Raw genomic sequence first — 25976 nt, 5'->3', positions numbered from 1 at the left:
GGATTTCATTCGACGCTGGCCCCGGAGGCCTTGATGACCCCGGCCCATTTCTCCGTCTCGGACGCGATCAGCGCGGCGAGCGCTTCGGGCGTGCTCGGCGCGACATCGGCTCCGAGCTCGGCGAGGCGCGCCTTGACGGCGGGCCGATCGAGGATCTTGCGGACCTCTTCATTGAGGCGCGTGACGATCTCCTTCGGAGTTTTCGCCGGCGCCACCAGCGCGAACCAAGAGGTGACCTCGCAGTCTGGAAGGCCGGCCTCCGCCATGGTCGGGATGTCCGGTGCAGCCGCGGAGCGATGCGCGCTCGTTACCGCGAGCGCCCGCAATTTGCCGCTCTTGATGTAGGGCAATGACGAGGACAGGTTGTCGAACATCGACTGGACCTGACCGCTGATCAGGTCGACCAGCGCCGGCGCACTGCCCTTGTAAGGCACATGCACCAGCTTCACCTGCGCGACCAGGTTGAACAATTCGCCACTCAGGTGGACCGAGGAGCCAGCCCCGGAGGACGCGAAGTTGATCTGGCCCGGCTTGCTCTTTGCCAGCGCGATGAACTCCTTCAAGTTCGTCGCCGGCACGGCAGGATTGACCACCAGCACATTGGGCACTGTCGCGATCAGGCTGATGGGCGCTAAGTCGCTAGCGAAATTGAACGGCAGCTTCGGATAGAGGGTCGTGTTGATCGTGTTGGCGATGGTGCTCATAAAGAGGGTGTGACCGTCTGGCGCCGATCGCACCACTTGCTCCGATGCGATGCTCCCGCCCGCGCCCGGCCGATTCTCGATCACCACGGGCTGCCCCAGCGCCTCCGACAATTGCTGCCCTACCAGGCGCGCAACCAAGTCAGTCGAACCACCGGCCGCATAACCGACCACCAGGTGAATGGGTTTCGAAGGATAGGTCTCGGCAAGGGAGATCGGGCCCGACGCCCCCCACATCAGAATCGAGACGACCATCGCCGCCAGCCACCTTAACCCCATTTACGCGTCCTCCCATCTTGATTTGATCCACTATGTGGACTATTCTTGATCACTGCCGCGGCGCGCCTTGTGTCATCAAACATTCTGACTTGTCAATGACCGAAAAATGCGAGCTGGCCGCGCGGTGCTCTTGTTTCATATATTGGACTTTTGGATAATCGTGACGGACGACGACACCAGACCAACCGGGACCCAGAGCATTGGACGTGCGGCCGCAGTGCTCCGCGCGCTGGCGTTGCGCAGCCAGTCGGGAGCACGCATGGCCGACATCGCGCGCGAGACCGGGCTTGAACGCCCCACCGCCCACCGCATCCTTCAGGGCTTGATTGCGGAGGGCATGGCGAGCCAGAACGAGGCGACGCGCCGCTATCATCTCGGCTCGTTCATCTATGAACTCGGACTGCTCGCAGAGCCGCGATTTCATTTGCGGGAGATGGCGCGGCCGGCAATTGATTTGCTGGCAGATCAGACCGGCGACACAGTCTTTGCCGCGGTACGCGGCGGCAACGATGCGTTGTGTGTCGAGCGCAAGGCCGGCAACTTTCCCATCAAGGCCTTCACGGTCGAGGTCGGCAGCAGGCTCCCGTTAGGGATCGGCTGCGGCGGCGTCGCCATGCTCGCGGCCCTGCCCGAAGAAGAAGCCGAGAGCATTCTCGCATACAACGCTCCGCGTCTCTCGGCGCATGGCGACATGACAGCGGGGGAGCTCGCCGAGCTCGTCGCAGCGGCACGCACGCGCGGTTATGCGGTCAATCCGCGTCGTGCACCGGGCATTGCGGCGATCGGCATGGCCGTGCGCCGGGCGGATGGCAGTCTCGCCGGCTCGATCAGCATCGCCGCGATCGAAAGTCGGCTGCCGCCGGATCGCATCGAAAAGATCGCGCGTCTGCTACGGACCGAGATTCGCAAGGTCGAGAAGATGCTCCGCTCGTCCTGAGTAGCGGCCCGGTCAAGCATGGCCGGCCGGCGTGAAGCCCAATGGCAGGCGGACCAGCGTATTCGGTGTCGGGGTCTGAGTCGCTGGATCCCTACCGCTTTTCCCCACACCTATCAGAAGTGCCGAGCGAACAGAATCTCCGCCGCGTTTTCGAACCAGCTTCGGCCGTGATCCCTCCATCGTCGCCTCTGGCGCGGCCCATCTGCGTCAATCCTCTCCGGCTTTGATCGCCTTTCCCAACGATATATTCTGTTGTATATATCGAATGCGACAAGGCAGATGGGAGGAACTCAGGTCGGGATTTTGCCACGTGCAGCAAACCTGCGACTGCTGATGATCGTCCTTTGATGTTCCTGCCTTGTCCAGGTCATGTCCATCAGGGATATCAATCATGAAACAAGAATATGGCGCTGCTTCGCGTCCGCTTATAAAGGGAGACTCGCTCAAGAACCATCGCGCACATGCGCTGCGTGCGATGGGATTGGCGCTTGGCTTCAGCATTGCATCGGGATGTCAGGCGCGAGCCGAACCACCAACGCTCTCGATTCCCGACAAGAGCTTTCCGGAGAGCGTGACATCGACGCGCGACGGCACCCTCTATGTCGGCAGCTTCAATCTTGGCGGTGTGCTTAAGGTTGCGCCCGACGGGAAGACTGAACAACTCGTGAAGCCTGGAGCCGGCGGAAGCCGCTCCACGCTCGGCGTGCTCGCCGATGAGAAGAGCGGCACGCTCTATGTTTGCTCGAACGACCTCAGCGCCATGGGCGTCGCCGGACCAGGCGACAGCAAGGGCGCGTCGCTGAAGACCTTCGATCTCAGGACTGGCGCGGCGAAGGGCAGCTTTCCGCTCAAGGATCCCAAATCCCTGTGCAACGATATCGCCGTCGGCAGCGATGGCAGCGCCTATGTCACCGATTCGTTTGCGCCTTACGTCTACAGCCTCAAGCCCGGCGGCACTTCCCTCGATGTGTGGGCCACCGACCCAGCCCTGGCGCCGGCAAAGGACGGCGTCGGACTCGACGGCATCGCGGTCGGGTCGGACGGCGATCTCTACGTGACCACCTACATTCCGGCAAAACTGTTCCGGATCGCGGTCAAAGATGGCAAGGCAGGCAGCGTCACCGAGTTGAAGCCGTCGCGCGCACTGGATCATGCGGATGCGATGCGCGCTTTCGGTAGCGGCTTCCTGCTGATCGAAGGCGCCGGCCGGCTGGACAGCGTCACCATCAAGGGCGACGAGGCCAAGATCGAAGTCATCAAGGACCGCTTTGCCGAACCGGTCTCGGTGACCCAGGTCGGCGATATCGGCTGGGTCGCGGAAGGCAAATTGTCCTATCTGATCGGCGACAACAAGAATAAGGATCCCGGCCCGTTCGCGCTCAAGCCGGTGGCGTTGCCGAAGTAGCCATGCTTTCGCAGGACGACATCGTCCGGCTGATTGAGATAAGCTGCAGATTGACGCGAACCATGCGGCTCGCGTCACACGGGCCACTGCCACTGAGACCGCCGTGCCCAGCCCTCATGACCTCAAACGTGACGCTCTACGCTTCCGACCCGCTTCCCGATGGCACGCAAATTAAGCACTGACTCCGCTCGATCGCATCCGATGTCTCAGCCGCAACGATCTGCCATTGCCCTACGCCATGTCGCGTTCGAACACCTGGGCATGTTGGCTCCGATCATGGAGCGCGAAGGCTGGAACGTCTCGTTTTGCGAAGCGGCAGTCGACGACCTGGCCCACCCCAGCATCAGAAACGCCGATCTCCTTGTCGTGCTCGGCGGGCCGATTGGGGTCTATGAGACCGAGAGCTACCCGTTTGTCACTCGCGAGATTGCGCTGATCGAGCGACGATTGAGCGAGGGCTTGCCCACACTTGGCATCTGCCTCGGCGCGCAACTCATGGCCAAGGCGCTGGGCAGCCGGGTCTATGCCGGCCACATCAAGGAGATCGGCTGGGGGGCGATCAGCCTGTCGGAGGCCGGCGCTGCCTCCTGCCTGAAATCCCTCGGCAGCGAGGCATCCGTGCTGCACTGGCATGGCGATACGTTCGATCTGCCCGCAGCCGCCACCAGGCTTGCATCGAACGGCAATTACGAGAACCAGGCATTCGCTTATGATGACCGCGCACTCGCCCTGCAGTTTCACCTGGAAGCCGAACCGCGCCAGCTTGAGGAATGGTATGTCGGCCACTCCGTCGAGCTTGCGGCGGCCAATGTGTCGGTGCCAGAGCTCCGGGCCGCGACGGCCAATCTCGCGAATCGTCTGGCTGCCCAGGCCGATCCCGTCTTCACCGGCTGGCTCCACCAGATTCGACCCATCGACCCTCGCAACCGTTCTCTGACGGCTCGCTCAAGCTGATCATCGGTCGCATCCACGGTCCGCCTGACCGAAGGCCATCTGAGCAAGGCACACGCCGCCTAGGGATATCCCGCCGGTTCTTCTTGTGAGCGCAAAGCCTCGATGGCAATGTGTCCGCCGGACTGACGAGCAAACCTTTATGCCAAAGCCAGACGCCAGATCGCTTCCGCACTTGAGCCTTCGCATCGATCTCGATGGCGAGGAGCGGATCGGGCCAGGCAAAATCCAGCTACTTGAGCATATCCGCGACTTCGGCTCGATCTCGGCCGCGGGGCGCGCGATGGACATGTCCTACAAGCGCGCTTGGGATCTGGTCGAAGAGATCAACCGGATTTGCGGACATGCCGCGGTCGCCCGGCAGACCGGCGGCAAGAATGGCGGCGGTGCAATGCTCACCCCGTTCGGCGCTTCGCTGGTCGCGCGTTACCGCAAGATCGAGCGCGATGCCGCGCGCGCCGTCCGCAAGGAATTGCAGGCGCTACAGACGGATATCGGACGCTCGCGCAAAGCTTGATCCTTACTGCCTGGCAAGACCACCGGAATAAAACCGGAATCCTGCTGTTGCCTCTGCGCAGGCGGCAACAACTGTTACATCGCGACTCTGGAAACTGGCGCGTCCACATCCGCCGGAAGAACTGCGAAGATCGCGTGCGATCGTAGGCGCGCTCTCGCGAGGGCCGGCGCGCAAAGGTCCAGGCTGTAGGACCTTGCGCCCGGTTACCATACCTAACGCTGAGGATTAGCATCGGCGGCATTGAGAGCCTTCTTCTCCGCCGCCAAGCCCGCCACATCATCATCGAACAGCGGACCTAGGCCAAGCACCTGGTACGGGCTGCTCGCGTCGTAGGAATGCTGCTCGCGATTGCCGCGCCGGCTGTCATCGTTATCCTTAGGCGCGGAGTCAGATGATCCGCCATAGCCGAGCACCTCGACGATGATGATCCAAGGCTGGTTGCCGTTGCCGGACGCGGCGGGTTGCACCTGCTGCGTCGCCGCGGTCGTGTTGTTGCCCATTGTCAGCGCGGCTATGGGTGGTCCGGACACGGTCGGCAAGCCGGTCGTCGTTCCCTGCGCCTGGATATTTGCCGGGTTGACGACCTGCACGGCCGCGAGATTGACGTTGCCGGAAACGCGAATGCCTGCCTCGCCAGCATCGATGATACCCAGCGGCGCCACCAGATTGACGTTGCCTTGAGGCACTTCGGCAAGCGGCCTGAGCGTCGCGATGCCTGCGCCGCTTGACGGCACCGTCGGACCCAGCGCGACATTGCCAATAGATCCCGATCGTTCCGCCGCTGCCGGCATCGACCACCTGGCTAGATCATGATCCGATTAGACGGAATCGGATCATGATCTCATCTCTTTGTTTGAGCATGATCTTTTCGGAAAACCGGTTTCCACTTTTCCGGATCATGCTCTAACGGACGAGAGGCCGCTCGCCGACACGGCCGGAAGATCCAACGTCGCCGAAGCGCCGGAGGCGTCGAGCAGTGCACCCGGCCTGATGATGACGAAGGCATCGCTGGCGATCGGATAGGACCAGCTATTGCCGCTGTCCGAACCTGTCGTCACGGCCCCGGTGCCGCCGAGCAGGATCGTGCCACCGTCCGCGGCTTCACGTCGGTTGCGGCGGCGCGGCACGAGCGCGCCGCCGCTTGTCCTCACTTGAAGTGGCCTTTGGTTTCGGGGATCACGATTGCCCCGATCAGGTAGACCGCAAAGACCCCGACCGAGAAGATGGCGAGCGATGTCGGAATCTGGGCGGCGCCGGCACTCATCAGCGAAACAAAGGTCGGCATCATGCCGCCGAGCGCAAAGCCAATATTCCAGGAAAGTCCTGTGCCGCTCGCGCGCAACGCCGTCGGGAAGCGCTCGTTCAAAAAGATCAGCACGGGCGCGTAGCCGGCATTGCCGATGAAGGCGATCGCCAGCGCGTAGAGCGTGATCTCCGTCATGTCCTTCGTCGCGGCAAGGCCGAGATAGCACAGCGGAAGCAGCACGGCTGCACCTGCTCCGATCAGGAGAAAGGTCCTTTTCCGCCCGATCTTGTCGCTCAGCGATCCGATCAGAATCGCCGAGAAGAACGCCGAGACGCTGGCGCCCATCAGAATCAGCGACGAGGTCTGGTTCGGGACCGCGTTGATGACCTTAAGAAAGCTTGGAAGATATCCGGAGGTCAGATAATAGCCCGCTCCGCCGCCGAACGTGATCAGGAGGTTGAGGAGCAAGACCTTGCGATACTCCCCTGAAAATATTTCTTTGACCGGAGCCTTCGATAATTCCGCCTTGCGTGTCTTCTGCTGCCGCTTCAGCTCCTTGAAATAAGGCGATTCCTCGAGGTTCTTGAAGATGAACCAGCCGAGCAAAGAGCTCAGCAGGCCCGAGAAGAACATAAAGCGCCAGCCCCATTGCGCGAAGGCTTCACCGGGAAAGATCGAGGACGTGATCAGGAACACGAACGACGCCAGCAGCGCACCGATCCCGGCGCCACCGCCACCGACGAGGCCCGACATCGCGCCCCGCCAATGTGCCGGGACGGATTCCGTGCCGATGGTATGGGTCGAGGCCACCACCCCGCCGACGAAGACGCCCTGCACCAGACGGAGCATCAGGAACACGATTGGCGCGGCCACACCGACCTGGGCAATCGTCGGCAGCACACCAAACCCGGCGGTGCTGATGCCAACGCCGAAGATCGCGACCAGCATGGCGCGCTTGCGTCCGTGCACGTCGGCATAGTGGCCGAACACGGCCGATCCGAGCGGCCGCATCAAGAGCGTGACGGCGAACGATCCATAGACCGCGGCCAGCGACAACGCCGTATTGCTCGATGGAAAGAACAATGCGCCGAGGACCGGCGCGACATAGAGCAGAATGAACAAATCGAAAAGATCGAGCGCCCAGCCAAGTACCGAGGCAATGATCGCGTTGACCATCTGTTGATTGCCCGCCGACGTTCGCATGGTCGCGACCGGCACATCCATCTCAGCCATTTTACCCTCCCCGCATGATGATTGCCGCGGCGGCCGATGGCCGTCCGCGGCGTTGTTAGTCGTCTTGTCGTCAGCGTCCGACGAATTTCGGCGGACGCTTGGCATTGAAGGCTTCCACGCCTTCCTTGAAATCCTCCGACTGACGCAGCCGGCTGTAGCAGTGCCCCTCGAGCTCGATCGCGATCGCTAGCGTCGAGTCCTCGGTGTCGTTCAGGAGCTTCTTCGCGGTGCGCTGCGCCAAAGGCGAGAAGGTGCGCAGCTCATCGACCAGGCGGTCCGTCGCCTTCTCAAGCTCGGCATCCGGCACGCATTCGGTCGCGATCCCCCAATCCAGCGCCTGCTTTGCCGAGATCCGCTTCGACCGCATCACGATGTCCTTGGTGCGGGTGATCCCGACCATTTTCTGCAGACGCGCCGATCCTCCCGAGCCCGGGATCTGTCCAAGCTTCTGCTCCGGCAAGGCGTATTGCGTCGTTTCCGAGGCGATGCGGAAATCGCAGGCGAGCGAGAGTTCGAACCCGACTCCGAAGCAATAGCCGCGATTGGCCGCGATCACCGGCTTGGCGCAACGCGCGGGTGCCGCGATGTTCCAGGCCAGTTTCGACACATGCTCGGGGCTCGCCTCCATGAAGCCGCCGATGTTGCCGCCGCTGGAGAAATGCTCGCCCTCGGCCCGTAGCACGATGACGCGAACGCGCGGATCTTCATCGAGGATCTCGAAGGTCAGCCTGAGCTGGTCGCGCTGCGGCATCGAGACGACGTTGTAGGGCGGCCGGCCGAGGATGATATCGGCACGCTCGTGCGCCTCGTCAATTTCGACCCTGAACCCATCGAGCTTGGCCAGGCGAGGGTCGGCAAAAGTATACAGTGACGGCATGTGGTTGCTTCCTTCTGTTAGGTGCCGTGTGGTCAGGCGGCGTCCGAGGGAGGAGGCCGATGCTCGGCTTCGTATTCCCCGGCGACAAGCAGACGCCGCAGCAGCTTGCCGACCGGCGATTTGGGAATGGCATCGACAAAGACGTAGCGGCGCGGACGCTTGAAATTGGCAAGACCGGATGTGCGGCAAAACTGCTCGAGCTCCGCCTCGGAGACTGGTCGGCTCCGCTTGACGAAGGCAGTGACGATCTTGCCCCATTTCTCGTCGGCGAGTCCGACCACCGCGACTTCAGAGACCGCCGGATGCAGCGAGAGGCAGCTTTCGATTTCGATCGGCGAGACATTCTCGCCGCCGGTGATGATCATGTCGTCGACGCGGCCGGTAACAAACAGATCGCCGTCTGCATCGATGAACCCGGTATCGCCGGTAAAATACCAGCCCTCGCGCAGCGCCTTGGCATCGGCCTCGGGCCGTCGCCAATAGCCCTCGAACGCTTCGTCGCCGGCAAGCGAGGCAATGATCTCGCCTTCTTCGCCCGGAGCAGCAAGTTCGAGCACGGAACGAGCGTTGGTCCGCACCACCTTGATGTGCTGATTGACGCCGGCCTTGCCGGCCGAGCCGGGTTTGAGAGGGGCGTTCTGATCGATCGTGAAGGTGTAGATTTCGGAGCTGCCGTAGTGATTGACGAACAGCTCGGGCTTGAACACGTCGTTCAACTTCTTGAGCAATCCGTCCGTCATCGAGGCACCTGCAAAGCCGAGCTTCCGCACGCTCGATACGTCGGTCGCCGCAAACGCCTCGTGGTGAACGAGGTCATGGTAGAGCGTCGGCACCAGATACAGATTGCTGATCTTCTCGTCTTCGATAAGGGCCAGCGCCTGGCGGCTGTCGTAGCGCGGCAGGCAAACGAAGGTGCCGCCGATCAGCGACATCGCGAGCAAGGAGCGCACACCCATGGTGTGATAGAGCGGCATCACGCCGAGCGTGCGCTCGTAGCGGCCATAGAGATTTTGCGCGACATGGGCGATGGCCGCCGCGCGCTCGGCGCGATGACGGCGCGGCACGCCTTTTGGCCTTGATGTCGTGCCCGAGGTGTAGAGCATGATCGACCATGCGTCGGCCCCGACCCGGGGCTGGGCGCCGGCAGTGTCGCCCTCCACCATCTCGGCGAAGGCCAGATCGCCGTCGGCATTCGTGCCGACCGCAACGCGTCGCAAGCCGGCTGCACGCGCGGAGTCTCTTACGGTGCCCGCGGAAACATCCTGATAGAAGACGGCGCAGGCTTCGGCATCCTCGATACAGAAATCGAGTTCGTCGGCCTTGGCGCGCCAATTGATCGGGGTGATGACGAGTCCCGCAAGCTGACAGGCCCAGTGCAGGGTCGCAGCCTCCCAGCGGTTCTGCAGCACGGTGAGGACGTGATCACCGGGCTTCAGCCCCATACGATCGAACGAGGCCACGAGCGACGAGATCCTGCCATACCATTGGCGGTAAGTCAGGCGAAGCTCACCGTCGACGATTGCAAGCGCATCCGGATCGCGCGCGACGCTTGCAACAAAACTGCTGCCGAGATCAAGCATCTGACTTCTCTTCGCTGGTGGTGGCGAGTTCGGCGGCTGCTTCCAGCGCCGCCTTGACGATCGGGGTGTAGCCGGTGCAGCGGCAGAGATGGCCGCTCAGGAGGTCGCGGACATCAGCTTCGCTTGGCATCGGATGCCGGCGCAGATAGTCGTCGAGCGACATCAGGATGCCGGCGGTGCAGAAGCCGCACTGCAGTGCGTGATTACTGCGGAACGCCTGTTGCAGGATGCCAAGCCGGTCTGGCGACGGAGCGAGCCCCTCGACGGTTCGGACCTCGCAGCCATCGGCCTGCGCCGCGAGCGTCAGGCATGAACGCGTCAGCATGCCATCGACAATCACCGTGCAGGCGCCGCAAACCCCATGCTCGCAGCCGACATGGGTTCCCGTCGCGCCAAGCTGCTGGCGCAGGAAGTCGGACAGCAGCGTGCGCGGCTCGGCCTCGGCTTCAACCGGCCTGCCGTTCAGCTTGAAACGAATCGGATGCCGGCGATCGGCGCCGAGACGGGTCATTGCAACACCTCGCGCACCAGATCGCGGCCGATGATCCGGACCAGATCGCGCCGATACCGCGCGGTCGCGTGCACGTCGTCCCGCGCATCGAGCTCGTAGGCAAAGCCGTTCAGTGCGTCGTCGAGCGCGCTTCCGTCCAGGCGCGGCCAGTCCCGCGCCATCGGCACATCGGCGACGCCGCCAACGGCAAAGCGGATGCCTTTCGAAGTCGCAACCGCCGCACAAGCCACGATGGCAAAATCGCCGTGACGCCGGGCCACCTCGCGGAACGCACATTTGCCGGGCCCCTGAGCCGGAAAGGATACGGCCTCGATGAATTCGTCCTCTGCCCGTGCGGTGGCCATCATACCAACAAAGAACTCGTTTGCGGCAACCCGTCGACGCCGCCGCGCATTGCGCAGATGCACCTCGCCGCCGAGCGCGACCAGCGCGAGCGGCATCTCGGCGCTCGGGTCAGCGTGTGCGAGCGAACCGCAAATCGTGCCGCGGCTGCGTGTCTGGACGTGGCCTACCCACGGCAACGCCAGCTCAAGCAGCGGCTGTGTCCGCGCCAATTCCGGCCATGCGAGCAAGGCGCCCTGGCGCACGCCAGCGCCGATGGTCACCACCCCCGCCTGCTCCTCGATGCGGTTGAGCTCCTTCAGGCGCATGATGTCGATCAGCAGTTTTGGCTTGGCGAGGCGCATGTTGAGCATCGCCATCAGCGACTGGCCGCCGGCAAGCACGCGGGCATTGCCGCCCTCGTTCGAAAGTCCCTCAAGAACTTCGTTGACGGATTCGGCCCGGAGATAGTCGAAGGCGGCCGGTTTCATGGTCGCCTCCCGAACAGGGTCGCAAGCTTGCCGAGCAGCGCAATCGGCGAGAAGCCGCTTGCGGGCCCTCCGCCGCCGGCTTTGCGCGCAAGCGCGGCGAAGAACTGTCCGATGATCACGCGCGTGGCGCCGTCCAGGAGCCGGCCTCCGATGCTGGCGACCTTCCCGCCGATCGCCGCGTCATAAGCGTAGCGCAGCCGCGTGCCGCCCTTGTCGTCGGGTTCGAGCGTGATGCGTCCCTCAGCGCTGCCGAACCCCAGCGCGCCCTCCGCTCTGCCACGCAGCGTAACCGCACGCGGCGGGTCAAGATCGAACAACTGGACATCGGCACGATAGCGGCCGGTGACAGGACCGATACCGAGCGTGACGTCGGCGCGGAAATGCGTGTCGGAGACCTTGTCGACGCGCTGGCATCCGGGGATCACGGCTTGCAATGTCCCGACATCGAGCAGCATCGTCCAGACCTGTTCCGGCGTCCCGCTGACTGACGCACTGCCCTCGCCGTGCAGCCGACGGTCCCCTTCGCGTGCGGGCGCCGCCGTCTGTTGTCCAGCCGGCGGTTTGGGTTCCGGACCACGCACCAGTTCAGCGAGCTTCGCCGGCACCAGCGGCAACGTCACGTCGGCGAGTCCTAGTGCATCGGCAACGGCGTTAGCGATGCACACCGGTGTGGACATGCAGTTGCCTTCGCCGACGCCCTTTGCCCCGAGCGGGGTGAAGGGTGACGGCGTCTCCATGTGAACGATCTGCGGCTCGGGGACTTCGGCCGTCGTCGGCAGCAGATAGTCGGCAAACGTTCCGGTCAGGAAACTGCCGTCGGCGGCATAGGCGTATTCTTCAAAGAGCGCCGCTCCCAGCGCCTGCGCGAAGCCGCCGCGGATCTGTCCGTTCACCATGCCCGGATGCAGAATGGTGCCGCAGTCATGCATGGTCACGTAGCGATCGATGCGGACTTCGAACGTCGTGCGATCGATCTCGACGCCGCAGAAATCGAAGATGAAGCCATGGCAGAGCGATGAGTTGATGCGATCCTCATCGTCCGGCGCGGTCAGCTCCGGCGGCGTCCAGAACACGGTTTCGCGGATGGTCTGGCCGGCATCATCGGGCAAGGAGCCCGGCGACCAATGGCTCAACGCGGCGAGGCGAGAAAAGGCAATCCTGTTTTCCGGGTTGCGCTTCGAGGCCACGAACCCCTCGCCGAATACGATATCAGCTGGCTCGACATTGAGCCGGCTGGCAGCGACCCGCGCGAGACGAGCGGCAATGCGTTCGGCCGCCAGTTTCGCGGTGCCGGCCACAGCGGCGGCAAACCGGCTCGCATAATTTCCGGAGGCGATCGACCAGGCATCCTTCGCGGTATCGATCTCGGTGTTGACGCGCACGTCCTGCGGCTTGAGGCCGAATACGTCGGCCACCACCTGCGACAACACGGTGCGGTGGCCCTGCCCTTGCGGCACCGACGCGACGTGGACCGTTACGCTGCCGACCGGGTCGATTGTGACCGTTGCGGTTGCTTGCGCTCCATTCTTCGGTCCCGCCTTCTGCCGCTCGGCAGCGGTGAGAACGGTGGTGATGTAGCCCATGTTGGAGACGCTGGGCTCGACGACAGCGGTAAAGCCGATCCCATAAAGGCGGTCTTGCGCGCGCGCCTCATCGCGTCGTGTCCTGAGTTCCGCGAGTCGCCCCTGCTCGACGCCTCTGGCGATCGCCTCCTGATAGTTGCCGGAATCCAGGAGCGCGCCGGTCGCCGTGCGATAGGGAAACGCATCGGCCGGAACGAGATTGCGCTTGATGACGTCGAGCGGATCAAGACGCAGCCCGATCGCGATCCGCTGCACCAGGCGCTCGAGCGCGAAATAGACTTGCGGTCCGCCGAACCCGCGGTTGAGCCCGGTCGGCGTCTTGTTGGTGACGACGACGCGATTGCGCACCCTCACATGGCGAATGTCGTAGGCACCGGTGAGGTTGCCGTGCATGCGATACAGCGTTGCCGGCTCGGGCGCGCGCAGATGCGCGCCGCAATCCTCGACCTGATCCCAATCAAGCGCGATGATCTTGCCGTCGGCGGCGACGGCCGCCGACAGCGTCGTCGCGCGGTTGGTCGCCGAGACCGAGGCGCTCAGATGCTCCAGTCTGTCCTCGATCCACTTCACGGGTCGTCCGACGGCGCGCGACGCCGCGCCGATCAGCACGATGTACGGAAACACGCCCTGCTTCACGCCAAAGCTGCCCCCGGAATCCGGCGGCGTGCGCAATCGCAGCCGGTTGCCGGGTACTTTCAACGCGCGGGAGATCACGGTGTGGATGCTGAACGGCCCCTGGAAATTGGCGAGGATGTCGTAGGCATCCTCAGCCGCATCGTGCGAGGCGATCACGCCATAGGTCTCGATCGGCGTGCAGGAATTGCGTGGATATCGGATGTCGATCGAAAAGCGATGCGCGGCTTCGCCAAATGCGAGCTCGGGATCGCCGTAGGAGAAGCGGCGATCGCTGGCGAGATTGCCGGGGAAGCCGTCGTGCAGGACAGGCGCATCGGCCGCAAGCGCCGCGAGGGGATCGACCACGGCGGCGCGCGGCCGATATTCGACGTTGATCAATTCGATCGCATCTTCCGCTCGTGCGCGATCGCTCGCGACGACCACGGCAACGGGTTCGCCGACATAGCGCACGCGATCGATCGCGATCGGCCAGCATTCGACCGGTGCCTTCACGCCAACGACGAGGCTCGACGTCAGCGCCTTGACCTGCTCGCCGGTGAGAACAGCCGCAACGCCCGGCGCGCGCCGGGCCGCCTCCGCGTCAACAGAAACAATATCGGCATGGGCATGCGGGGAGCGCAGGATCGCAGCATGCAGCGTGCCGGGCGGCGTGCCGAGATCGTCGATGAAGCGCCCGCGACCGGTGAGCAGTGCGGCATCCTCGACGCGCTCGATCGAGCGGCCTACCCAAGGCCGGACGTCAGCCCTGTTCTGATCGACAGATGATGCGGATCGAACCGCGGTCTCGGGCATTCCGACACTTCTCCCCGTCGCGCTTTCCGACGCAACGTGGAGCAGTTGTCAGAATGTCGGCCATGCGGGCCATGCCGTCCGATCTCACGACCTACCAAATCGTCTCATTTGGAAGTGTGCACCGCAATATCAACTGGCAAGGCGCGAGACATTGCGAAATTCGCGCGGGCTGACTCCGGCATGATCGCGGAAGAACCGCGTGAAATGCGCGGGCTCGGGAAAGCCGAAGCGCTCACTGAGATCCGCGACCGACGTGTCCTGGTGGATCACGGCATCGAGCGCCCGCTCCATGCGCACCACGTTCAGATAGATCTTTGGCGAAACCCCGAGCGAGGATTCGAACAGGCGGAAGAATTGCGCGCGCGACAGCCCCGCTCTCTTCGCATACTGATCGACATTGGCGCCGACTCCCTCCTCTGCGCGCATCGCGTCCGTTACGCGCCGGATGCGCCAGTCGCAGGTCATTGCATTCATGCCGCGGATCGAACTGGGAAAGCTGCGCCAGGGCGTAAAGCGCTCGATCACCGCGATCATCAGGTCCGAGAGAGTCTGCTCATGGGCGCGCACACAGCCCGGATGCGCCATCATCTCGGTGGCAAGCCGCATCGTGAGCTGGCGGATCCGCGGCGAAACCTCACCGGAAGGCTGTTCGAAGAAGCCCGGCGCACCGCTCGCTGCCCAACCGGGCCGAAACTCCTTCAACCATTCCGGTTCGATATAAAGCGCCAGAATGAGGGTTCGCGGCCGCGCGGGGTCGTGAACGTAGGCGTGCGGCTTCCAGCCGTCGACGAGGACGGCGCTGGTATCCGTCAGCGGGTAGACCCGATCTCCCACCAGGAACTGTGTATCGGCACCTTCGACCTTCAGCAGGACATGGCAATGCGGATGCGCGTGGCGTACCAACGAACGATCCATATCCAGTAGCGCGACCCGGCCGAAGGCGCCATGAGCGATGCGCAGAGCTGTCGACATCCAGGCCTCCCTTCAGACGTCGTTATTGTTGCTTCCTTTCCGGTCAGCATAGGTCGGATGATCTGTCAATGCGGGAGGCGCCTACGGTAAGCTATTATGGCTGCGGGGCAACATCGCGCGTGGCCAGCGCGCGTTCGCGCAATTGCGTGAGCGTTGCGGTGGGCGTGATCGCCTCCGGATCGATCCTGAGTTCCAGCACGGCGGGCTTACGCTCTTTGTCGGCGAAGGCCATGGCCCGCGCAAACGCCGCGGCAAAGTCATCGGTCTTAGGGACCAACTCGCCATGAGCGCCAAAGGCGCGCGCGAGCGCCACGAAATCCGGATTGTCCAGCGCGGTCGCATGCACCCGTCCAGGATATTCCTTCTCCTGATGCATGCGGATCGAGCCGTACATGCCGTTGTTCACGACAATGACGATGACGCCAAGGCCATGACGGACCGCGGTGGCGAGTTCGTTGGCACTCATCAAGAAGCAGCCGTCACCGGCAAAACAGACAGCCGCGCGCTCGGGATGAACCAGCTTCGCGGCGATCGCCGCGGGCAGGCCATAGCCCATTGCTCCCGAGGTCGGCGCGAGTTGGCTCCTGAAGCCGCCATAGCGGTGAAATTTGTGCACCCATATGGCGTAGTTGCCGGCACCATTCGAAATGATGCTGTTCGCGGGCAGCACCTCGCGCAGATGGAGCATCACCCGACCAAGATCGACCGGCCCCGGCATCGATCCGGGCGTCTGATCGGCAACGAACTCGGCACGCCCTGCCGCGACCCAGGCCTGCCGTCGCGCCTTCCAGCTTGACACCGATCCCGCGTCCGGCCGCAGTTGCGCGAGGGCTGCAGTGAATTCCGGCATGCCGGCGTTGATCAGGAGATCGGCTTGATAGACACGGCCGAGTTCGTTCGGATCGGCGTGCACGTGAACGAAGGGCTGGGCCGGCCGCCGCACCTCGAACAGGCTGTATCCTGATGTCGTTGTCTCGCCAAGGCGGCCGCCGACGGCAATGATGAGATCTGCGCTGCGAATACGCGCCACCAGGGCCGCGCTCGGACCGAGCCCGGCCTGGCCGATGTAGTTTGGGTGGCGATTATCGAAGATGTCCTGTCGTCGGAAGCCTGCAACAACCGGCAGCTCGAACGTCTCGACAAAGGCCTTGAGATCCGCGCAGGCACGCGCATTCCATCCGCCGCCGCCGACAATGACAAGCGGCCGCTCGGCACGGTCTATCATCTGAACAAGACGCGAGAGCTGATCAGCGCTCGGATGTGCCGCGGAGCGTTGAAAGGGGCCGGCATCCGCAACCACGACCTCTTCAGACAGCATGTCCTCCGGTAGCGAAACCACGACCGGTCCCGGCCGTCCCGAGACCGCGACGTGAAAAGCACGGCTGACCAATTCCGGGATGCGCTCGGCGCGGTCGATCTCGACGACCCACTTGGCCAGCCCACCGAACATCTGGCGGAAATCGACTTCCTGCCACGCTTCGCGCCCGAGCATGCCGCGGGCGACCTGTCCGATGAACAGGATCATCGGCGTCGAATCCTGCGAGGCGGTATGCACGCCAATCGCTGCGTGGCTCGCGCCCGGCCCTCTCGTCACGAAGCAAATGCCCGGCAGGCCGGTCAGCTTGCCATAGGCCTCGGCCATGTGCGCCGCGCCGGCCTCATGACGCGCGACAATGGTCCGGATCGCCTTGGCGGCTCCCGCCAGCGCATCGATTGCAGCCAAAAAGCTTTCACCCGGCAGGCAGAACACCGTGTCCACGCCGTGGATCTTCAGCGTATCCACAAGGATTTCGCCGCCGCTGCGCGGGCCTGAGGTCGTCAACATCGCTCCTCGTTCAGCTCACGATGGCTTGAGGAAGGAGAGCCGGCCAGCAGTCACGCCCTGCCCTTCCAGGGAATGAGGCGATGTTCGATTTCGTCGAGCACGACGGAGAACAGGAAGCCAAGCACTGCGATCACCAGAAGCCCGACATACATCGTGTCTACCGTGAGCACCTGCCAGGCATTCCAGATCATGTAGCCGATGCCGTCATTTGCGGCGACCATCTCCGAGATCGCGATCAGGATCAGCCCCATGCCGACCGCCAATTTGACGCCGGCCATGATCGAGGGCAGCGCTCCCGGCAAAGCGATGGTTCGAAACACCTGCCAGCGACTGGCCCGATAGTTGTGGCCGACGTCGAGATAGATCTTGTCGATATTGGCGACGCCGACAACCGTATTGATGATGATCGGATAGAACGCGCCCAATGCGACCATGACCACCTTCGACATTTCGCCGAGGCCGAAGATCAGCAGCACGAGCGGGAGAATGGCGCTCTTCGGTATCGGATAGGTGGCCGAGATCAAGGGATCGATCGCCGCGCGCAGCGGTCGCGATACGCCCATGGCAAGACCAAGGAACAGCGCGGGCAGACCGCCGAGCAGCATGCCGAGCCCAAGCCGCTTAAGACTTGCCAGGATATTGGTGCCAAGCTCGCCGGAGGCGATCAACGCAGCAAACTGGTGAACGATAGCCGACGGCGGCGGAAAGAAGCGTGCGTCGAGAAGTTTGAAATGCGCGGCGAGCTCCCAGAGCCCCAGCAAGACGATGGGAGTGACGATTCCGACCAGCCGGTCGCGGCCCTTGACCTCAGCGCTCATGTCTTCTCTCCTTCCGCATGCTGCCGCGCGCGCTGCACCTCCTCGCGCAATTGCTCCCAGATGTGGAACACGAGATCGCCATAGGCCGGCTTTTGCCGGAGCTCCAGCACGTTCCGCGGACGCGGAAACGGCACATCGAGGACCGCCTTCGCGCGCCCGGGGTTGGCTGTCATGATCATGATGCGGTCGCCGAGGGTGACTGCTTCATCCACGCTGTGGGTGATGAACACGACCGTCTTCTTGGTCGCCTCCCAGATCCGCAGCAGTTCTTCGTGGAGCAGCAGCTTGTTCTGTTCATCCAGCGCCGAGAACGGCTCGTCCATGAACAGGATCTCCGGATCGTTGGCAAAGGCCCGCACGATCGAGACGCGCTGCCGCATGCCGCCCGATAGCTGGTTCGGATAGCGGTCGCGGAACCGCCACAAGCCGATCCGCTCGAGCCACGAGCGAACGGCGTCGGAGACCTGCGCCTCGGGAACGCGCCGCATGCGCAAGCCGTAGGCGGCGTTGTCGAATACCGTCATCCAGGGGAAGAGCGAGTCGCCCTGGAAGATCATGGAATTGACCGGGCGCTTCACATCGGTCCTGTTGACGGCGACCGTGCCCGCGCTCTGCGTGTCCAGTCCGGCCAGGATCCGCAGCAGCGTGGTCTTGCCACAACCGCTCGGGCCGACGATCACGAAAAACTGCCCCTGACGAATGTCGATGGTAATGCCGTCGAGGGCAACGAAGCCCGAGGTTCCGAAATACTTGCTGACACCCGCGAGCGAAAGCTGCGGTGTCGACGGCACCAGCTCCGGCCGTCCCTGCTTGTTCAACACGCTCGCAATAGCCATGACGTATCCCCGCGGTTTGCCCTCAGTTCTCGGCGGGCTTGTAGGGCCCGAGCTTCTGCACCGCCTTCTCGGCAAAGGAGGCGTCGACGACGTCCTCGACCTTGGCCGGCCGCTCCAGATAGCCATTGTCGGCAAAGAACTTCAGATCGTCGGCCATGCTCTTCACGTTGACTCTGCCGTCGGGATCGATCCCGTTCGGCACCATCTTCTGAAACAGCTCCGGATCCTTCAGGCCGGTGCTCTTCATGATGGTTCGAATCACCTGGTCGACGCCCTTGCCCGTGAACTTTCCGCCAGCCGTGGCATCGTTGTAGACCCGCGCCGCTTTCAGGTAAGCGATCATGAAGCGCTCGGCGACCGCGGGACGTTTGGCGATGAAGTCGCCGCCATAAAGCAGCACGGCGACCTGCTGATCCTGATAGCCATCGGCCACGAACTTCACGGCCACGCCGCTATTGATCGCCTGGGTTACCGAAGGCTCCGTCGTGATCGCCGCATCGATCGCGCCCGTGGTGAAGGCCGCGATCTGCTGGGGATAGTTGATATAGTTATGGGTGACGTCCTTATAGGTCAGCCCTGCACCGCCGAGGATGTGGCTGAGCTTTGCATTGGTCGCTGCTCCCGGACCGACCTCACCGAACTTCATTCCTTTCAGGTCGGCGACACTTTTGACAGTGCCGTTGTCGACCAGTGCCTTGCGGACGAGCAGCGGCATGTAATCGTAAGAGCTTGGCGTGGAGCCCTTGTCGGCTACGACCTTCACATTGATGCCGCGCGCCACCGCATTATAGAGTCCCGCGGAAGATGCGCCCGCGCCGACGTCAACCTGCCCTGCGCCCAGTGGCGCGATCATTTTCGGTCCGGAGTCGAAGCTGATCAACGTGACATTTAGGTTCTGTTCGGCAAAGAACCCGCGTTCGGCGGCAAGGTGAAAGACGACGTCGCTGACCACGTTATTGATGGCGACCTTAACCTCGTCGGCCTCCGCCAGCGCCGGCACCACGCTCGATGCTGCCACGATTCCGAGAACCAGACTCGCGCCAATCATCTTCCTAAGAAACATCAACCACCTCCCAAATGATTGTCTGCGTTCCACTTGTTGTGCGGACGCGCTTCGTTGTTAACGTGCTGGGATCGGCCCCTTACCTATCGCGCTCTTGCAAGAACGCGGGAGAAGGCGGCATTGGGATCCTTCTGCAAAACCGTCGCGAGGTCGATATCCTCCTCCCCCTTGACATGGATGCGCTTGAAATCGAGCTCGGGCGCAGCGACCGGCACGGTCGCATCGAGCCCCATCTTGGCGCCGATCCCGTTATTGGTGGTCGGATCCAGCTTGGAGCCGAGCGCCCCGGACACGACCAGAAGATCGCGGTCCGCCTGGAAGCGGGTGGCGACCGCCCATTCGATCTCCTCGGAATCGCCGATGTTGACGTCCTTGTCGACGACGACAACCTGCTTGATGTCGTAGTGGGCGCCGAAGGCGGACATGATGATGTTCTTCGGCTCGCCATCGGCATTTTTGTCGATCTTGACGGCAAGGTGATAGCGGCAGGTGCCGCCCCGGGTGAGGCGGACATCGAGCACGTTCGGAAAGCTGCGCCGCAAATGTTGCAGCAGCGTCGCCTCGCGCGGTACGCCACCGAGCACGAGATGCTCGTAGCCACCGCCGACGATGGTGTGATAGATCGGCTGGGTGCGGTGGGTGATCATGTCGACCTCGATCACCTCACGATCCGCACGCGGTCCGTAGTACTGGGGAAATTCGCCGAACGGGCCCTCCGGCTCCCTCACGCGTGGAAGAATCCGTCCTTCGATCACGATCTCCGCATGGGCGGGCACGCGAACGGAGTTGGTCTTGCATTTCACGACGTCGACGGGATGGCCGAGCAGCGCGCCGGCAATTCCCATCTCGTCCTCGTCGAGTGCGGCAATCGCCTGCGACGCCAGGATCAGGGCCGGATGAACCCCAATGACGATGGCGATCTCGAGCGCCTCGCCTGCTTCTTCGGCCATGCGGAAATAGGAAAGCGTGTGCCGAGGCAACAGCAAAACGCCGATCCGGTTCGGACCGCTGATCTGGCAGCGATGGATCGACACGTTCTGAATGCCGTTGCGCGGATTGCGCGCTATCAACAAGCCGGCCGTGATGTAGGGACCGCTGTCGTGCTCGTTGTGTTTCGGAATTGGCAACTGCCGCAGCAGATCGACCTCGTTGTGAACGATCTCTTGCACTGGTCCGCTTGCCACCTCACGGCTCGCCAGCGGTTCGCGCGCTGCCGCGAGAAAGCGCGTCAGCAACTGTTCCTCGGCGACGCCGATGGAATCGGCGACCCAGCCACGGGCCGCGAACAGATTGGCGACCACCGGGATGTCATGTCCGCCGGGTTTTGGAAACAACACCGCGCGCTCGCGCTCCAGTCGTTTCGAAACGGCAGCGAGCTCATCGGCGAGCCCCACCCCCTCGCGAGCGACGGCGAGCCTGCCGCGCTCGGCGAGGTGGGCGAGCCACGCGCGCAAATCTTTTGGCGCCTCCGCCGCAGCGGCTCTGGCCAGGTTCTCGGTCCGCATGTTGCGATCCTTTCCGCGGTCTTCTTCAAGCATCAGGGAGCAATTTTTCGCAGCGAACGACGCTTCAACGCCTCGTCCTCGCCCCAGCGGCGCACCACGCCGATGTCGATGTCGAACAGGTCAAGCACGCGCCCGACCGTATGCTCGACCATGTCGTCCAGGCTGTCGGGCTTGGCATAGAACGCCGGCACCGGCGGCGCGATGATCGCTCCCATCTCTGAAAGCGCGGTCATGGTACGCAGGTGGCCCGTGTGCAGGGGCGTCTCGCGGACCATCAGCACCAGCCGGCGACGCTCCTTGAGCACGACGTCGGCGGCCCGAGTCAGGAGCGTCGTGGTGACGCCGGACGCGATCTCCGACATCGATCGCATCGAACACGGCGCGACGATCATCCCCGCCGTGCGGAACGAGCCGCTGGAGATCGAGGCAGCCATGTCGTCGATGGCATGGCTGACATCGGCGAGCGCCCTCACCTCGGCGATCTTCAGGTCGGTTTCATAGGCAAAGGTCTGCTCGGCGGTCTTCGACATCACGAGGTGCGTCTCGATGCCGGCATTGCGCAGCAATTGAAGCAGGCGCACGCCATAGGTAACACCCGACGCCCCGGAAATACCGATAATCAGCCGCGTGGGCGTCCGATCCTGCATGACGTTTCGCTTCGGCTCCCCATGCCGCGACGCAAATGACGCCAAGCGTCCGCAAGGCCATCGCAGCGATCCAAGAACGTTGTTTGCTTGGGCCGCATGCGCGCGCCCTAAGCGTTTGAATGGACAGTAGAGGCAAGCTAAGATCAGAACAAATAATGATTGATGATAAACTCAATCATCTTAAATGATTGACCTGGCGCGACCCGCAGGCACCGGCGCGTGGTCAGGAGAGGAAGGAAACACCGATGGAATTCAGGCAGATGCAATACTTCCTTTGCCTGGCGGAAGAGAGGAACGTCACCCGCGCCGCCCGGCAGCTCAATATCGTGCAGCCGGCGCTCAGCATGCAGATCGCCAAGCTGGAGGCCGAGCTTGGCCAAAAGCTGTTCGAGCGCAGCATCCACGGAATGACGCTGACAGTCGCCGGCGAGGCATTCTCCCGGCTCGTGTCCCCGATCGTGCGCGATGTCGAATATGCCAAGCAGGAAATGGCGCGGCTGAACGGCCGCATTTCCGGCCGGGTGGCGGTCGGACTGATCACGTCGGTGGCGCAGAGCACGATGGCGAGCTCGTCCGCAACGGTTGCCCATCTCTATCCGGAGATCACGCTCTCGGCCTGCGAGGGATACACGGAAACCCTGACCGACTGGGTGAACTCCGGACAGCTCGACTTTGCGCTGATCAATGTGCCGCGCCGGCGGGTTTCGCTCGCGGCGCATCATGTGATGGACGAGGAAATGGTGTTCGCCTGTCGAAAGGATGCGCCAATTAAGCCACCGGCCAATCTGCGGTTCGGGCATCTGGCCGAGTTCGACCTGGTCATGCCCTCGAAGCGGCACGGCTTGCGCATGATCCTCGAAGAGCACGCCGCCGCAGCCGGCATCGAATTGAAGCCTAGGCTGGAGCTCGATACCCTGCCCGCGGTTTGCGATGTGATTGCGACCACGAATCTGGTGACGGTGCTGCCGACAATTGCGCTTCAGCAATCGTTGGCGGACGGCAGGGTGAAAGCACATCGTTTTGCCGAACCGCGGATCGCTCGATCGATCGCCTGGGTGCATCACCCGCGCCGGACGGTGTCGGCCGCCGCGAGAGCCGTGCTGGATATCATTCGCCACGACCTGGTCGAGGCAGCGACCTCGGCAAGCAACTATGTGCAGCCGGCCTCCGGGGATGGTGCAAGGCGCCGAGCGACGCGGCGCGCCAAATCGCGGTAGCCATTCCGCCGGCAATCATCCGAAGCTATCGCAGTCATCATCCCTAATTATTTGCGGTGATGACCGGATGCATCCTATGAGGAGTGCCGTCACGCAACCAATGAGCGTTTCTCATGTCGGGCGATCTCCGCCGCACCGCATCGCCACATGTGCAGGCCTGGGGTGCCGGCAGCGCGACCAGCCCCGAGGCCCGCCTGCGTCGGCGGCTGCCGACGCTGGACGACGTTGAGCACCGCGCCCGCCGCCGGATTCCGCGCTTTGCCTTCGATTTTCTCGAGGGCGGCACGGGTGGCGATTTGAATGCGATGCGCAATCGGCAGGCGCTCGATGCGGTCGAATTGATCCCGCGCTACGGCACGCCTGAATCGGTCAGCACGGAGGTGGAGCTGTTCGGCGTCCGCTGCGCGGCACCGATCGGCATTTCTTCCCGTGGGAGTCGATGGCATCATCTGGCCCGGCGCCACCAAGATTCTTGCAGCGGCCGCCGCTCAAGCGAGAATTCCCTATATCGCGGGCACGCTCGCTACCGCTGCGATCGAGCACGTCGCGGAGCTCGCCGGCCCCTACGCCTGGTTTCAGCTCTATGGCCTGCCGGCAAACGACCACGCCGTGACCTTCGATCTGATCAGGCGGGCCGGGGCGGCCGGCGTGCGCGTGCTTGCCGCGACTTTGGATGCACCGGTTCGCTCCAAGCGGCCGCGCGATCTGCGCAACGGCCTGGTCGTACCGTTCCGCCCCACGGCAAAGACCCTCTTCGATATGGCGTCGTCGCCAGCCTGGCTCTTGGCGCTGGGCAAAGAGGGCACGCCGGCCTTTCGCAATATGGAACGCTACGTCGAAAGGCCGGCGACCCTGGCAAGGACCGCCGGCTTCGTGCAGAGCCAGATCAAGGGCACGTTTTCATGGGATGCCGTGAAACGGATGCGGGATGCCTGGTCGGGTGCACTGATCGTGAAAGGCGTGCTGCATCCTGCCGACGCCGGACAGGCAGTTGCAGTGGGAGTGGATGGCATCCTGGTTTCCAACCACGGAGGTCGCCAGCTCGATGCGGCCCCTGCTGCGATCGATGTCCTGCCCGCCATTGCTGCAAGCGTCGGAACGAGAGCCACGCTCCTGTTCGACAGCGGCATACGATCGGGCCTGGACGTGGCGCGTGCCGTTGCGCTCGGAGCCCGCGGCACGTTTGCAGGCCGCGCATTCCTTCTCGGCCTTGGTGCACTCGGTGAGAGAGGCGCGGCCTATGTTGCCGCACTCTTGAAGGAAGAGCTAGAGACCGCGATGGGCCAGGTCGGTGCGCCGTCGCTCGACGCGCTCACCAGGCTGACGCGCCGCCATCGCAGCGCCTTCGATTTCACCTGACCGCGCGCAAGGAAAGGCAGCGATCGTGTACATCATCGCAACGGGAGAAATGCTGACGGACGATCTTGGCGAGCGCCTGCGTGCAATCCTGGGGCCTCAAGGCTTTATCGAGCAGGATGCCGAGCTCGAGCGTTATTGCATCTCCTTCGACGGCGCGTTCCGGGGACGCGCCCGGTATGTCGCGCGCCCCTGCTCCACCGCCGAGCTTTCTGCCGTCGTGACAGCGTGTCGGAAGGCTGGCGTTCCGATGGTGCCCCAAGGTGGCAATACGGGTCTCGCGGGCGGTGCTCAGCCGGTTGATTCCCGCAGTGTGATCATTTCTCCGGAGCGGATGCGCGCCCTGCGCGCGATCGACGCCCATAACGACACCATCACGGTCGAGGCAGGAATGACGCTCGCCGAGGTGCAGTCGCATGCAGCCGGCATCGACCGGATATTTCCGCTCAGCCTTGCCTCCGAAGGATCGTGCCAGATCGGGGGGAATCTCTCGACCAATGCGGGCGGAACGCAGGTGCTGCGTTACGGCAATATGCGCGCCCTGACACTCGGCCTGGAAGTCGTACTTCCCGACGGCGGCATATGGAGCGGGCTGCGGGCGCTACGCAAGGACTCGACCGGCTACGACCTGAAGCAGGTCTTCATCGGCGCCGAGGGCACGCTCGGGGTCATCACGGCGGCCACGCTGAGGCTTTTCCCGAGACCACGCGACATCGTCGCCGCTTTGGTTGCAGTTCCAACGCCTGCCGCGGCGCTCGATCTGCTCCACCTCGCCCGCAGCCATATCGGCGAAAGCCTGAGTGCGTTCGAGCTGATGCGGCGCGAATGCATGAAATGGGTGCTGGTGGCCTTGCCGGGAGCGACCTCGCCCTTTGCCGAGGAATATCCGTGGTATGTGCTTATCGAGGCGGCGGGCCAGGGGGAGCCCGGGGCCCTGCGCGGCCCGACCGAGCAGATGCTGTCGGAAGCGATGGACAAGGGCCTCGTGATCAATGGCGTGCTCGCGGATTCGGAGGCGCAGCGCCGGCGTCTCTGGCTCCTTCGCGAAGGTCAGGCCGAAGCGCAGAAGGCGGGCGGCGCCGGCATCAAGCACGACGTCTCGGTCCCGGTCTCGCGGGTGCCTGAGTTCATCGGACGCGCCGATGCCGCCCTCGCGGAGGCGATCCCTGGCATCCGTCCCTTCGCCTTCGGTCATCTCGGCGATGGCAACATCCACTACAACCCGATGCCGCCGCTCGGTATCAGCCCCAGTCAGTTTGCTGAGCGTCGTACCGAAATCAACCGGATCGTCCACGATATCGTCGCGGATCTCGGCGGTTCGATCAGCGCAGAGCACGGCGTGGGCCAGCTCCGTCGATCGGAGATGTTCCGCTACAAATCACCGGCAGAGCTGAACGCGCTCAAGCTTCTCAAGCAGGCCTTTGATCCCGGCAACTTGATGAACCCAGGCAAGGTGATCGGGTAATCGCCGCCAGCGCGGCTCCCTCATCATCGGACAGCGGACCTCCGCCAAGCACCTGATATCGGCTGTTCGCGGCGCGGCAATGCTGCGCGCCCCTATCGCATCGGCATCCACCGCTCGTCAAACGATGCGCCGAGCGCCAGCTTGCACGCTCGGGTGTATCGGGCTGGCTGTTCGGGCAATCCATGTTCTATAGTTGGCAGAGACAGCGAATG

The 25976-nt window shown here is 63.4% G+C and carries 23 protein-coding genes and 1 pseudogene; 8 read left to right on the top strand and 16 right to left on the bottom strand.

Annotation, left to right across the window (positions count from 1 at the left end; translation table 11 throughout):
- Nucleotides 1–5 precede the first annotated feature (5 nt).
- Nucleotides 6–980: a tripartite tricarboxylate transporter substrate binding protein gene (locus P6U23_RS16095; protein WP_407180691.1), complete on the bottom strand. Its 975-nt coding sequence runs from the start codon at nucleotides 978–980 to the stop codon at nucleotides 6–8.
- Between the two features lie 160 nt (nucleotides 981–1140).
- On the opposite strand from P6U23_RS16095, the gene P6U23_RS16090 reads away from it, so the two are divergent.
- From P6U23_RS16090 to P6U23_RS16075, 4 genes are all read left to right on the top strand, one after another.
- Nucleotides 1141–1917 carry an IclR family transcriptional regulator gene (locus tag P6U23_RS16090; RefSeq protein WP_407180690.1) on the top strand — a complete coding sequence of 259 codons (777 nt, stop codon included), beginning with the start codon at nucleotides 1141–1143 and terminating at the stop codon, nucleotides 1915–1917.
- Between the two features lie 391 nt (nucleotides 1918–2308).
- Nucleotides 2309–3322, top strand: coding sequence for a hypothetical protein (locus tag P6U23_RS16085; RefSeq protein WP_407180689.1), 1014 nt, complete (start codon nucleotides 2309–2311; stop codon nucleotides 3320–3322).
- 261 nt (nucleotides 3323–3583) lie between these two features.
- A complete protein-coding gene (locus P6U23_RS16080) occupies nucleotides 3584–4276 on the top strand; it encodes a glutamine amidotransferase (RefSeq protein ID WP_407180688.1) in 693 nt (230 codons plus the stop codon).
- Between the two features lie 139 nt (nucleotides 4277–4415).
- Nucleotides 4416–4790, top strand: coding sequence for a winged helix-turn-helix domain-containing protein (locus P6U23_RS16075; RefSeq protein ID WP_407180687.1), 375 nt, complete (start codon nucleotides 4416–4418; stop codon nucleotides 4788–4790).
- Between the two features lie 212 nt (nucleotides 4791–5002).
- On the opposite strand, the gene P6U23_RS16070 is transcribed toward P6U23_RS16075, so the two are convergent.
- The 15 genes from P6U23_RS16070 to P6U23_RS16000 all read right to left on the bottom strand — a co-directional run bounded on the left by P6U23_RS16070 (nucleotide 5003) and on the right by P6U23_RS16000 (nucleotide 21726).
- Nucleotides 5003–5581 (bottom strand): filamentous haemagglutinin family protein, encoded by a 579-nt coding sequence (locus tag P6U23_RS16070; protein WP_407180686.1) that lies wholly within the window; start codon nucleotides 5579–5581, stop codon nucleotides 5003–5005.
- 105 nt (nucleotides 5582–5686) lie between these two features.
- The gene (locus P6U23_RS16065; RefSeq protein WP_407180685.1) at nucleotides 5687–5941 is read right to left on the bottom strand and encodes a hypothetical protein; all 255 of its coding nucleotides are present in this window, start codon (nucleotides 5939–5941) and stop codon (nucleotides 5687–5689) included.
- Nucleotides 5938–7269, bottom strand: a complete 1332-nt coding sequence (locus tag P6U23_RS16060; protein WP_407180684.1) for an MFS transporter — start codon at nucleotides 7267–7269, stop codon at nucleotides 5938–5940. The genes P6U23_RS16065 and P6U23_RS16060 overlap by 4 nt, the downstream gene beginning before the upstream one ends.
- A gap of 70 nt (nucleotides 7270–7339) precedes the next feature.
- Nucleotides 7340–8146, bottom strand: a complete 807-nt coding sequence (locus P6U23_RS16055; RefSeq protein ID WP_407180683.1) for an enoyl-CoA hydratase/isomerase family protein — start codon at nucleotides 8144–8146, stop codon at nucleotides 7340–7342.
- Between the two features lie 32 nt (nucleotides 8147–8178).
- On the bottom strand, nucleotides 8179–9726 hold the full coding sequence (locus tag P6U23_RS16050; protein ID WP_407180682.1) for an AMP-binding protein: 1548 nt from the start codon (nucleotides 9724–9726) through the stop codon (nucleotides 8179–8181).
- A complete protein-coding gene (locus P6U23_RS16045; protein ID WP_407180681.1) occupies nucleotides 9719–10237 on the bottom strand; it encodes a (2Fe-2S)-binding protein in 519 nt (172 codons plus the stop codon). The genes P6U23_RS16050 and P6U23_RS16045 overlap by 8 nt, the downstream gene beginning before the upstream one ends.
- Nucleotides 10234–11049, bottom strand: a complete 816-nt coding sequence (locus P6U23_RS16040; RefSeq protein WP_407180680.1) for an FAD binding domain-containing protein — start codon at nucleotides 11047–11049, stop codon at nucleotides 10234–10236. Before P6U23_RS16040 ends, P6U23_RS16045 begins: the two co-directional genes overlap by 4 nt.
- Complete coding sequence (locus P6U23_RS16035; RefSeq protein ID WP_407180679.1) at nucleotides 11046–14060, bottom strand: xanthine dehydrogenase family protein molybdopterin-binding subunit; 3015 nt, start codon at nucleotides 14058–14060, stop codon at nucleotides 11046–11048. The genes P6U23_RS16040 and P6U23_RS16035 overlap by 4 nt, the downstream gene beginning before the upstream one ends.
- A 129-nt stretch (nucleotides 14061–14189) precedes the next feature.
- Nucleotides 14190–15032 carry an AraC family transcriptional regulator gene (locus P6U23_RS16030; protein WP_407180678.1) on the bottom strand — a complete coding sequence of 281 codons (843 nt, stop codon included), beginning with the start codon at nucleotides 15030–15032 and terminating at the stop codon, nucleotides 14190–14192.
- A gap of 94 nt (nucleotides 15033–15126) precedes the next feature.
- On the bottom strand, nucleotides 15127–16857 hold the full coding sequence (locus P6U23_RS16025) for a thiamine pyrophosphate-binding protein (RefSeq protein ID WP_407180677.1): 1731 nt from the start codon (nucleotides 16855–16857) through the stop codon (nucleotides 15127–15129).
- A 50-nt stretch (nucleotides 16858–16907) separates the two neighbouring features.
- Nucleotides 16908–17675 (bottom strand): ABC transporter permease, encoded by a 768-nt coding sequence (locus P6U23_RS16020; RefSeq protein WP_407180676.1) that lies wholly within the window; start codon nucleotides 17673–17675, stop codon nucleotides 16908–16910.
- Nucleotides 17672–18511, bottom strand: coding sequence for an ABC transporter ATP-binding protein (locus P6U23_RS16015; RefSeq protein ID WP_407180675.1), 840 nt, complete (start codon nucleotides 18509–18511; stop codon nucleotides 17672–17674). Before P6U23_RS16015 ends, P6U23_RS16020 begins: the two co-directional genes overlap by 4 nt.
- A 22-nt stretch (nucleotides 18512–18533) precedes the next feature.
- A complete protein-coding gene (locus P6U23_RS16010; RefSeq protein ID WP_407180674.1) occupies nucleotides 18534–19574 on the bottom strand; it encodes an ABC transporter substrate-binding protein in 1041 nt (346 codons plus the stop codon).
- An 83-nt stretch (nucleotides 19575–19657) separates the two neighbouring features.
- Nucleotides 19658–21079 (bottom strand): UbiD family decarboxylase, encoded by a 1422-nt coding sequence (locus P6U23_RS16005; protein ID WP_407180673.1) that lies wholly within the window; start codon nucleotides 21077–21079, stop codon nucleotides 19658–19660.
- Nucleotides 21080–21111: 32 nt separating this feature from the next.
- Entirely contained in the window at nucleotides 21112–21726 is a 615-nt protein-coding gene (locus tag P6U23_RS16000; protein ID WP_407180672.1) for a UbiX family flavin prenyltransferase, read from the bottom strand.
- 245 nt (nucleotides 21727–21971) lie between these two features.
- On the opposite strand from P6U23_RS16000, the gene P6U23_RS15995 reads away from it, so the two are divergent.
- The 4 genes and pseudogenes from P6U23_RS15995 (at nucleotide 21972) to P6U23_RS15980 (ending at nucleotide 25764) form a co-directional block, all read left to right on the top strand.
- Nucleotides 21972–22943, top strand: a complete 972-nt coding sequence (locus P6U23_RS15995) for a LysR family transcriptional regulator (protein WP_407180671.1) — start codon at nucleotides 21972–21974, stop codon at nucleotides 22941–22943.
- 113 nt (nucleotides 22944–23056) lie between these two features.
- Nucleotides 23057–23320: pseudogene (locus tag P6U23_RS15990) on the top strand (alpha-hydroxy-acid oxidizing protein); the annotation flags it as partial.
- A gap of 52 nt (nucleotides 23321–23372) precedes the next feature.
- Nucleotides 23373–24302, top strand: a complete 930-nt coding sequence (locus tag P6U23_RS15985; RefSeq protein ID WP_407180670.1) for an alpha-hydroxy acid oxidase — start codon at nucleotides 23373–23375, stop codon at nucleotides 24300–24302.
- A 25-nt stretch (nucleotides 24303–24327) separates the two neighbouring features.
- Nucleotides 24328–25764 (top strand): FAD-binding oxidoreductase, encoded by a 1437-nt coding sequence (locus P6U23_RS15980; protein WP_407180669.1) that lies wholly within the window; start codon nucleotides 24328–24330, stop codon nucleotides 25762–25764.
- Nucleotides 25765–25976 lie beyond the last annotated feature (212 nt).

The organism is Bradyrhizobium sp. STM 3562 (genome assembly GCF_045571435.1).
Taxonomy (GTDB): Bacteria; Pseudomonadota; Alphaproteobacteria; order Rhizobiales; family Xanthobacteraceae; genus Bradyrhizobium.
The sequence above is the reverse complement of the archived record's forward strand: the minus strand, read 5'-3'. Positions and strand labels throughout refer to the sequence as shown.

Coding starts and splice junctions, on each gene's coding strand:
- P6U23_RS16095 (WP_407180691.1), bottom strand. CDS start 980: ATGGGGTTAAGGTGGCTGGCGGCGATGGTCGTCTCGATTCTGATGTGG.
- P6U23_RS16085 (WP_407180689.1), top strand. CDS start 2,309: ATGAAACAAGAATATGGCGCTGCTTCGCGTCCGCTTATAAAGGGAGAC.
- P6U23_RS16080 (WP_407180688.1), top strand. CDS start 3,584: ATGTTGGCTCCGATCATGGAGCGCGAAGGCTGGAACGTCTCGTTTTGC.
- P6U23_RS16075 (WP_407180687.1), top strand. CDS start 4,416: ATGCCAAAGCCAGACGCCAGATCGCTTCCGCACTTGAGCCTTCGCATC.
- P6U23_RS16070 (WP_407180686.1), bottom strand. CDS start 5,581: ATGCCGGCAGCGGCGGAACGATCGGGATCTATTGGCAATGTCGCGCTG.
- P6U23_RS16060 (WP_407180684.1), bottom strand. CDS start 7,269: ATGGCTGAGATGGATGTGCCGGTCGCGACCATGCGAACGTCGGCGGGC.
- P6U23_RS16055 (WP_407180683.1), bottom strand. CDS start 8,146: ATGCCGTCACTGTATACTTTTGCCGACCCTCGCCTGGCCAAGCTCGAT.
- P6U23_RS16050 (WP_407180682.1), bottom strand. CDS start 9,726: ATGCTTGATCTCGGCAGCAGTTTTGTTGCAAGCGTCGCGCGCGATCCG.
- P6U23_RS16045 (WP_407180681.1), bottom strand. CDS start 10,237: ATGACCCGTCTCGGCGCCGATCGCCGGCATCCGATTCGTTTCAAGCTG.
- P6U23_RS16040 (WP_407180680.1), bottom strand. CDS start 11,049: ATGAAACCGGCCGCCTTCGACTATCTCCGGGCCGAATCCGTCAACGAA.
- P6U23_RS16035 (WP_407180679.1), bottom strand. CDS start 14,060: ATGCCCGAGACCGCGGTTCGATCCGCATCATCTGTCGATCAGAACAGG.
- P6U23_RS16030 (WP_407180678.1), bottom strand. CDS start 15,032: ATGTCGACAGCTCTGCGCATCGCTCATGGCGCCTTCGGCCGGGTCGCG.
- P6U23_RS16025 (WP_407180677.1), bottom strand. CDS start 16,857: ATGTTGACGACCTCAGGCCCGCGCAGCGGCGGCGAAATCCTTGTGGAT.
- P6U23_RS16020 (WP_407180676.1), bottom strand. CDS start 17,675: ATGAGCGCTGAGGTCAAGGGCCGCGACCGGCTGGTCGGAATCGTCACT.
- P6U23_RS16015 (WP_407180675.1), bottom strand. CDS start 18,511: ATGGCTATTGCGAGCGTGTTGAACAAGCAGGGACGGCCGGAGCTGGTG.
- P6U23_RS16010 (WP_407180674.1), bottom strand. CDS start 19,574: ATGTTTCTTAGGAAGATGATTGGCGCGAGTCTGGTTCTCGGAATCGTG.
- P6U23_RS16005 (WP_407180673.1), bottom strand. CDS start 21,079: ATGCGGACCGAGAACCTGGCCAGAGCCGCTGCGGCGGAGGCGCCAAAA.
- P6U23_RS16000 (WP_407180672.1), bottom strand. CDS start 21,726: ATGCAGGATCGGACGCCCACGCGGCTGATTATCGGTATTTCCGGGGCG.
- P6U23_RS15995 (WP_407180671.1), top strand. CDS start 21,972: ATGGAATTCAGGCAGATGCAATACTTCCTTTGCCTGGCGGAAGAGAGG.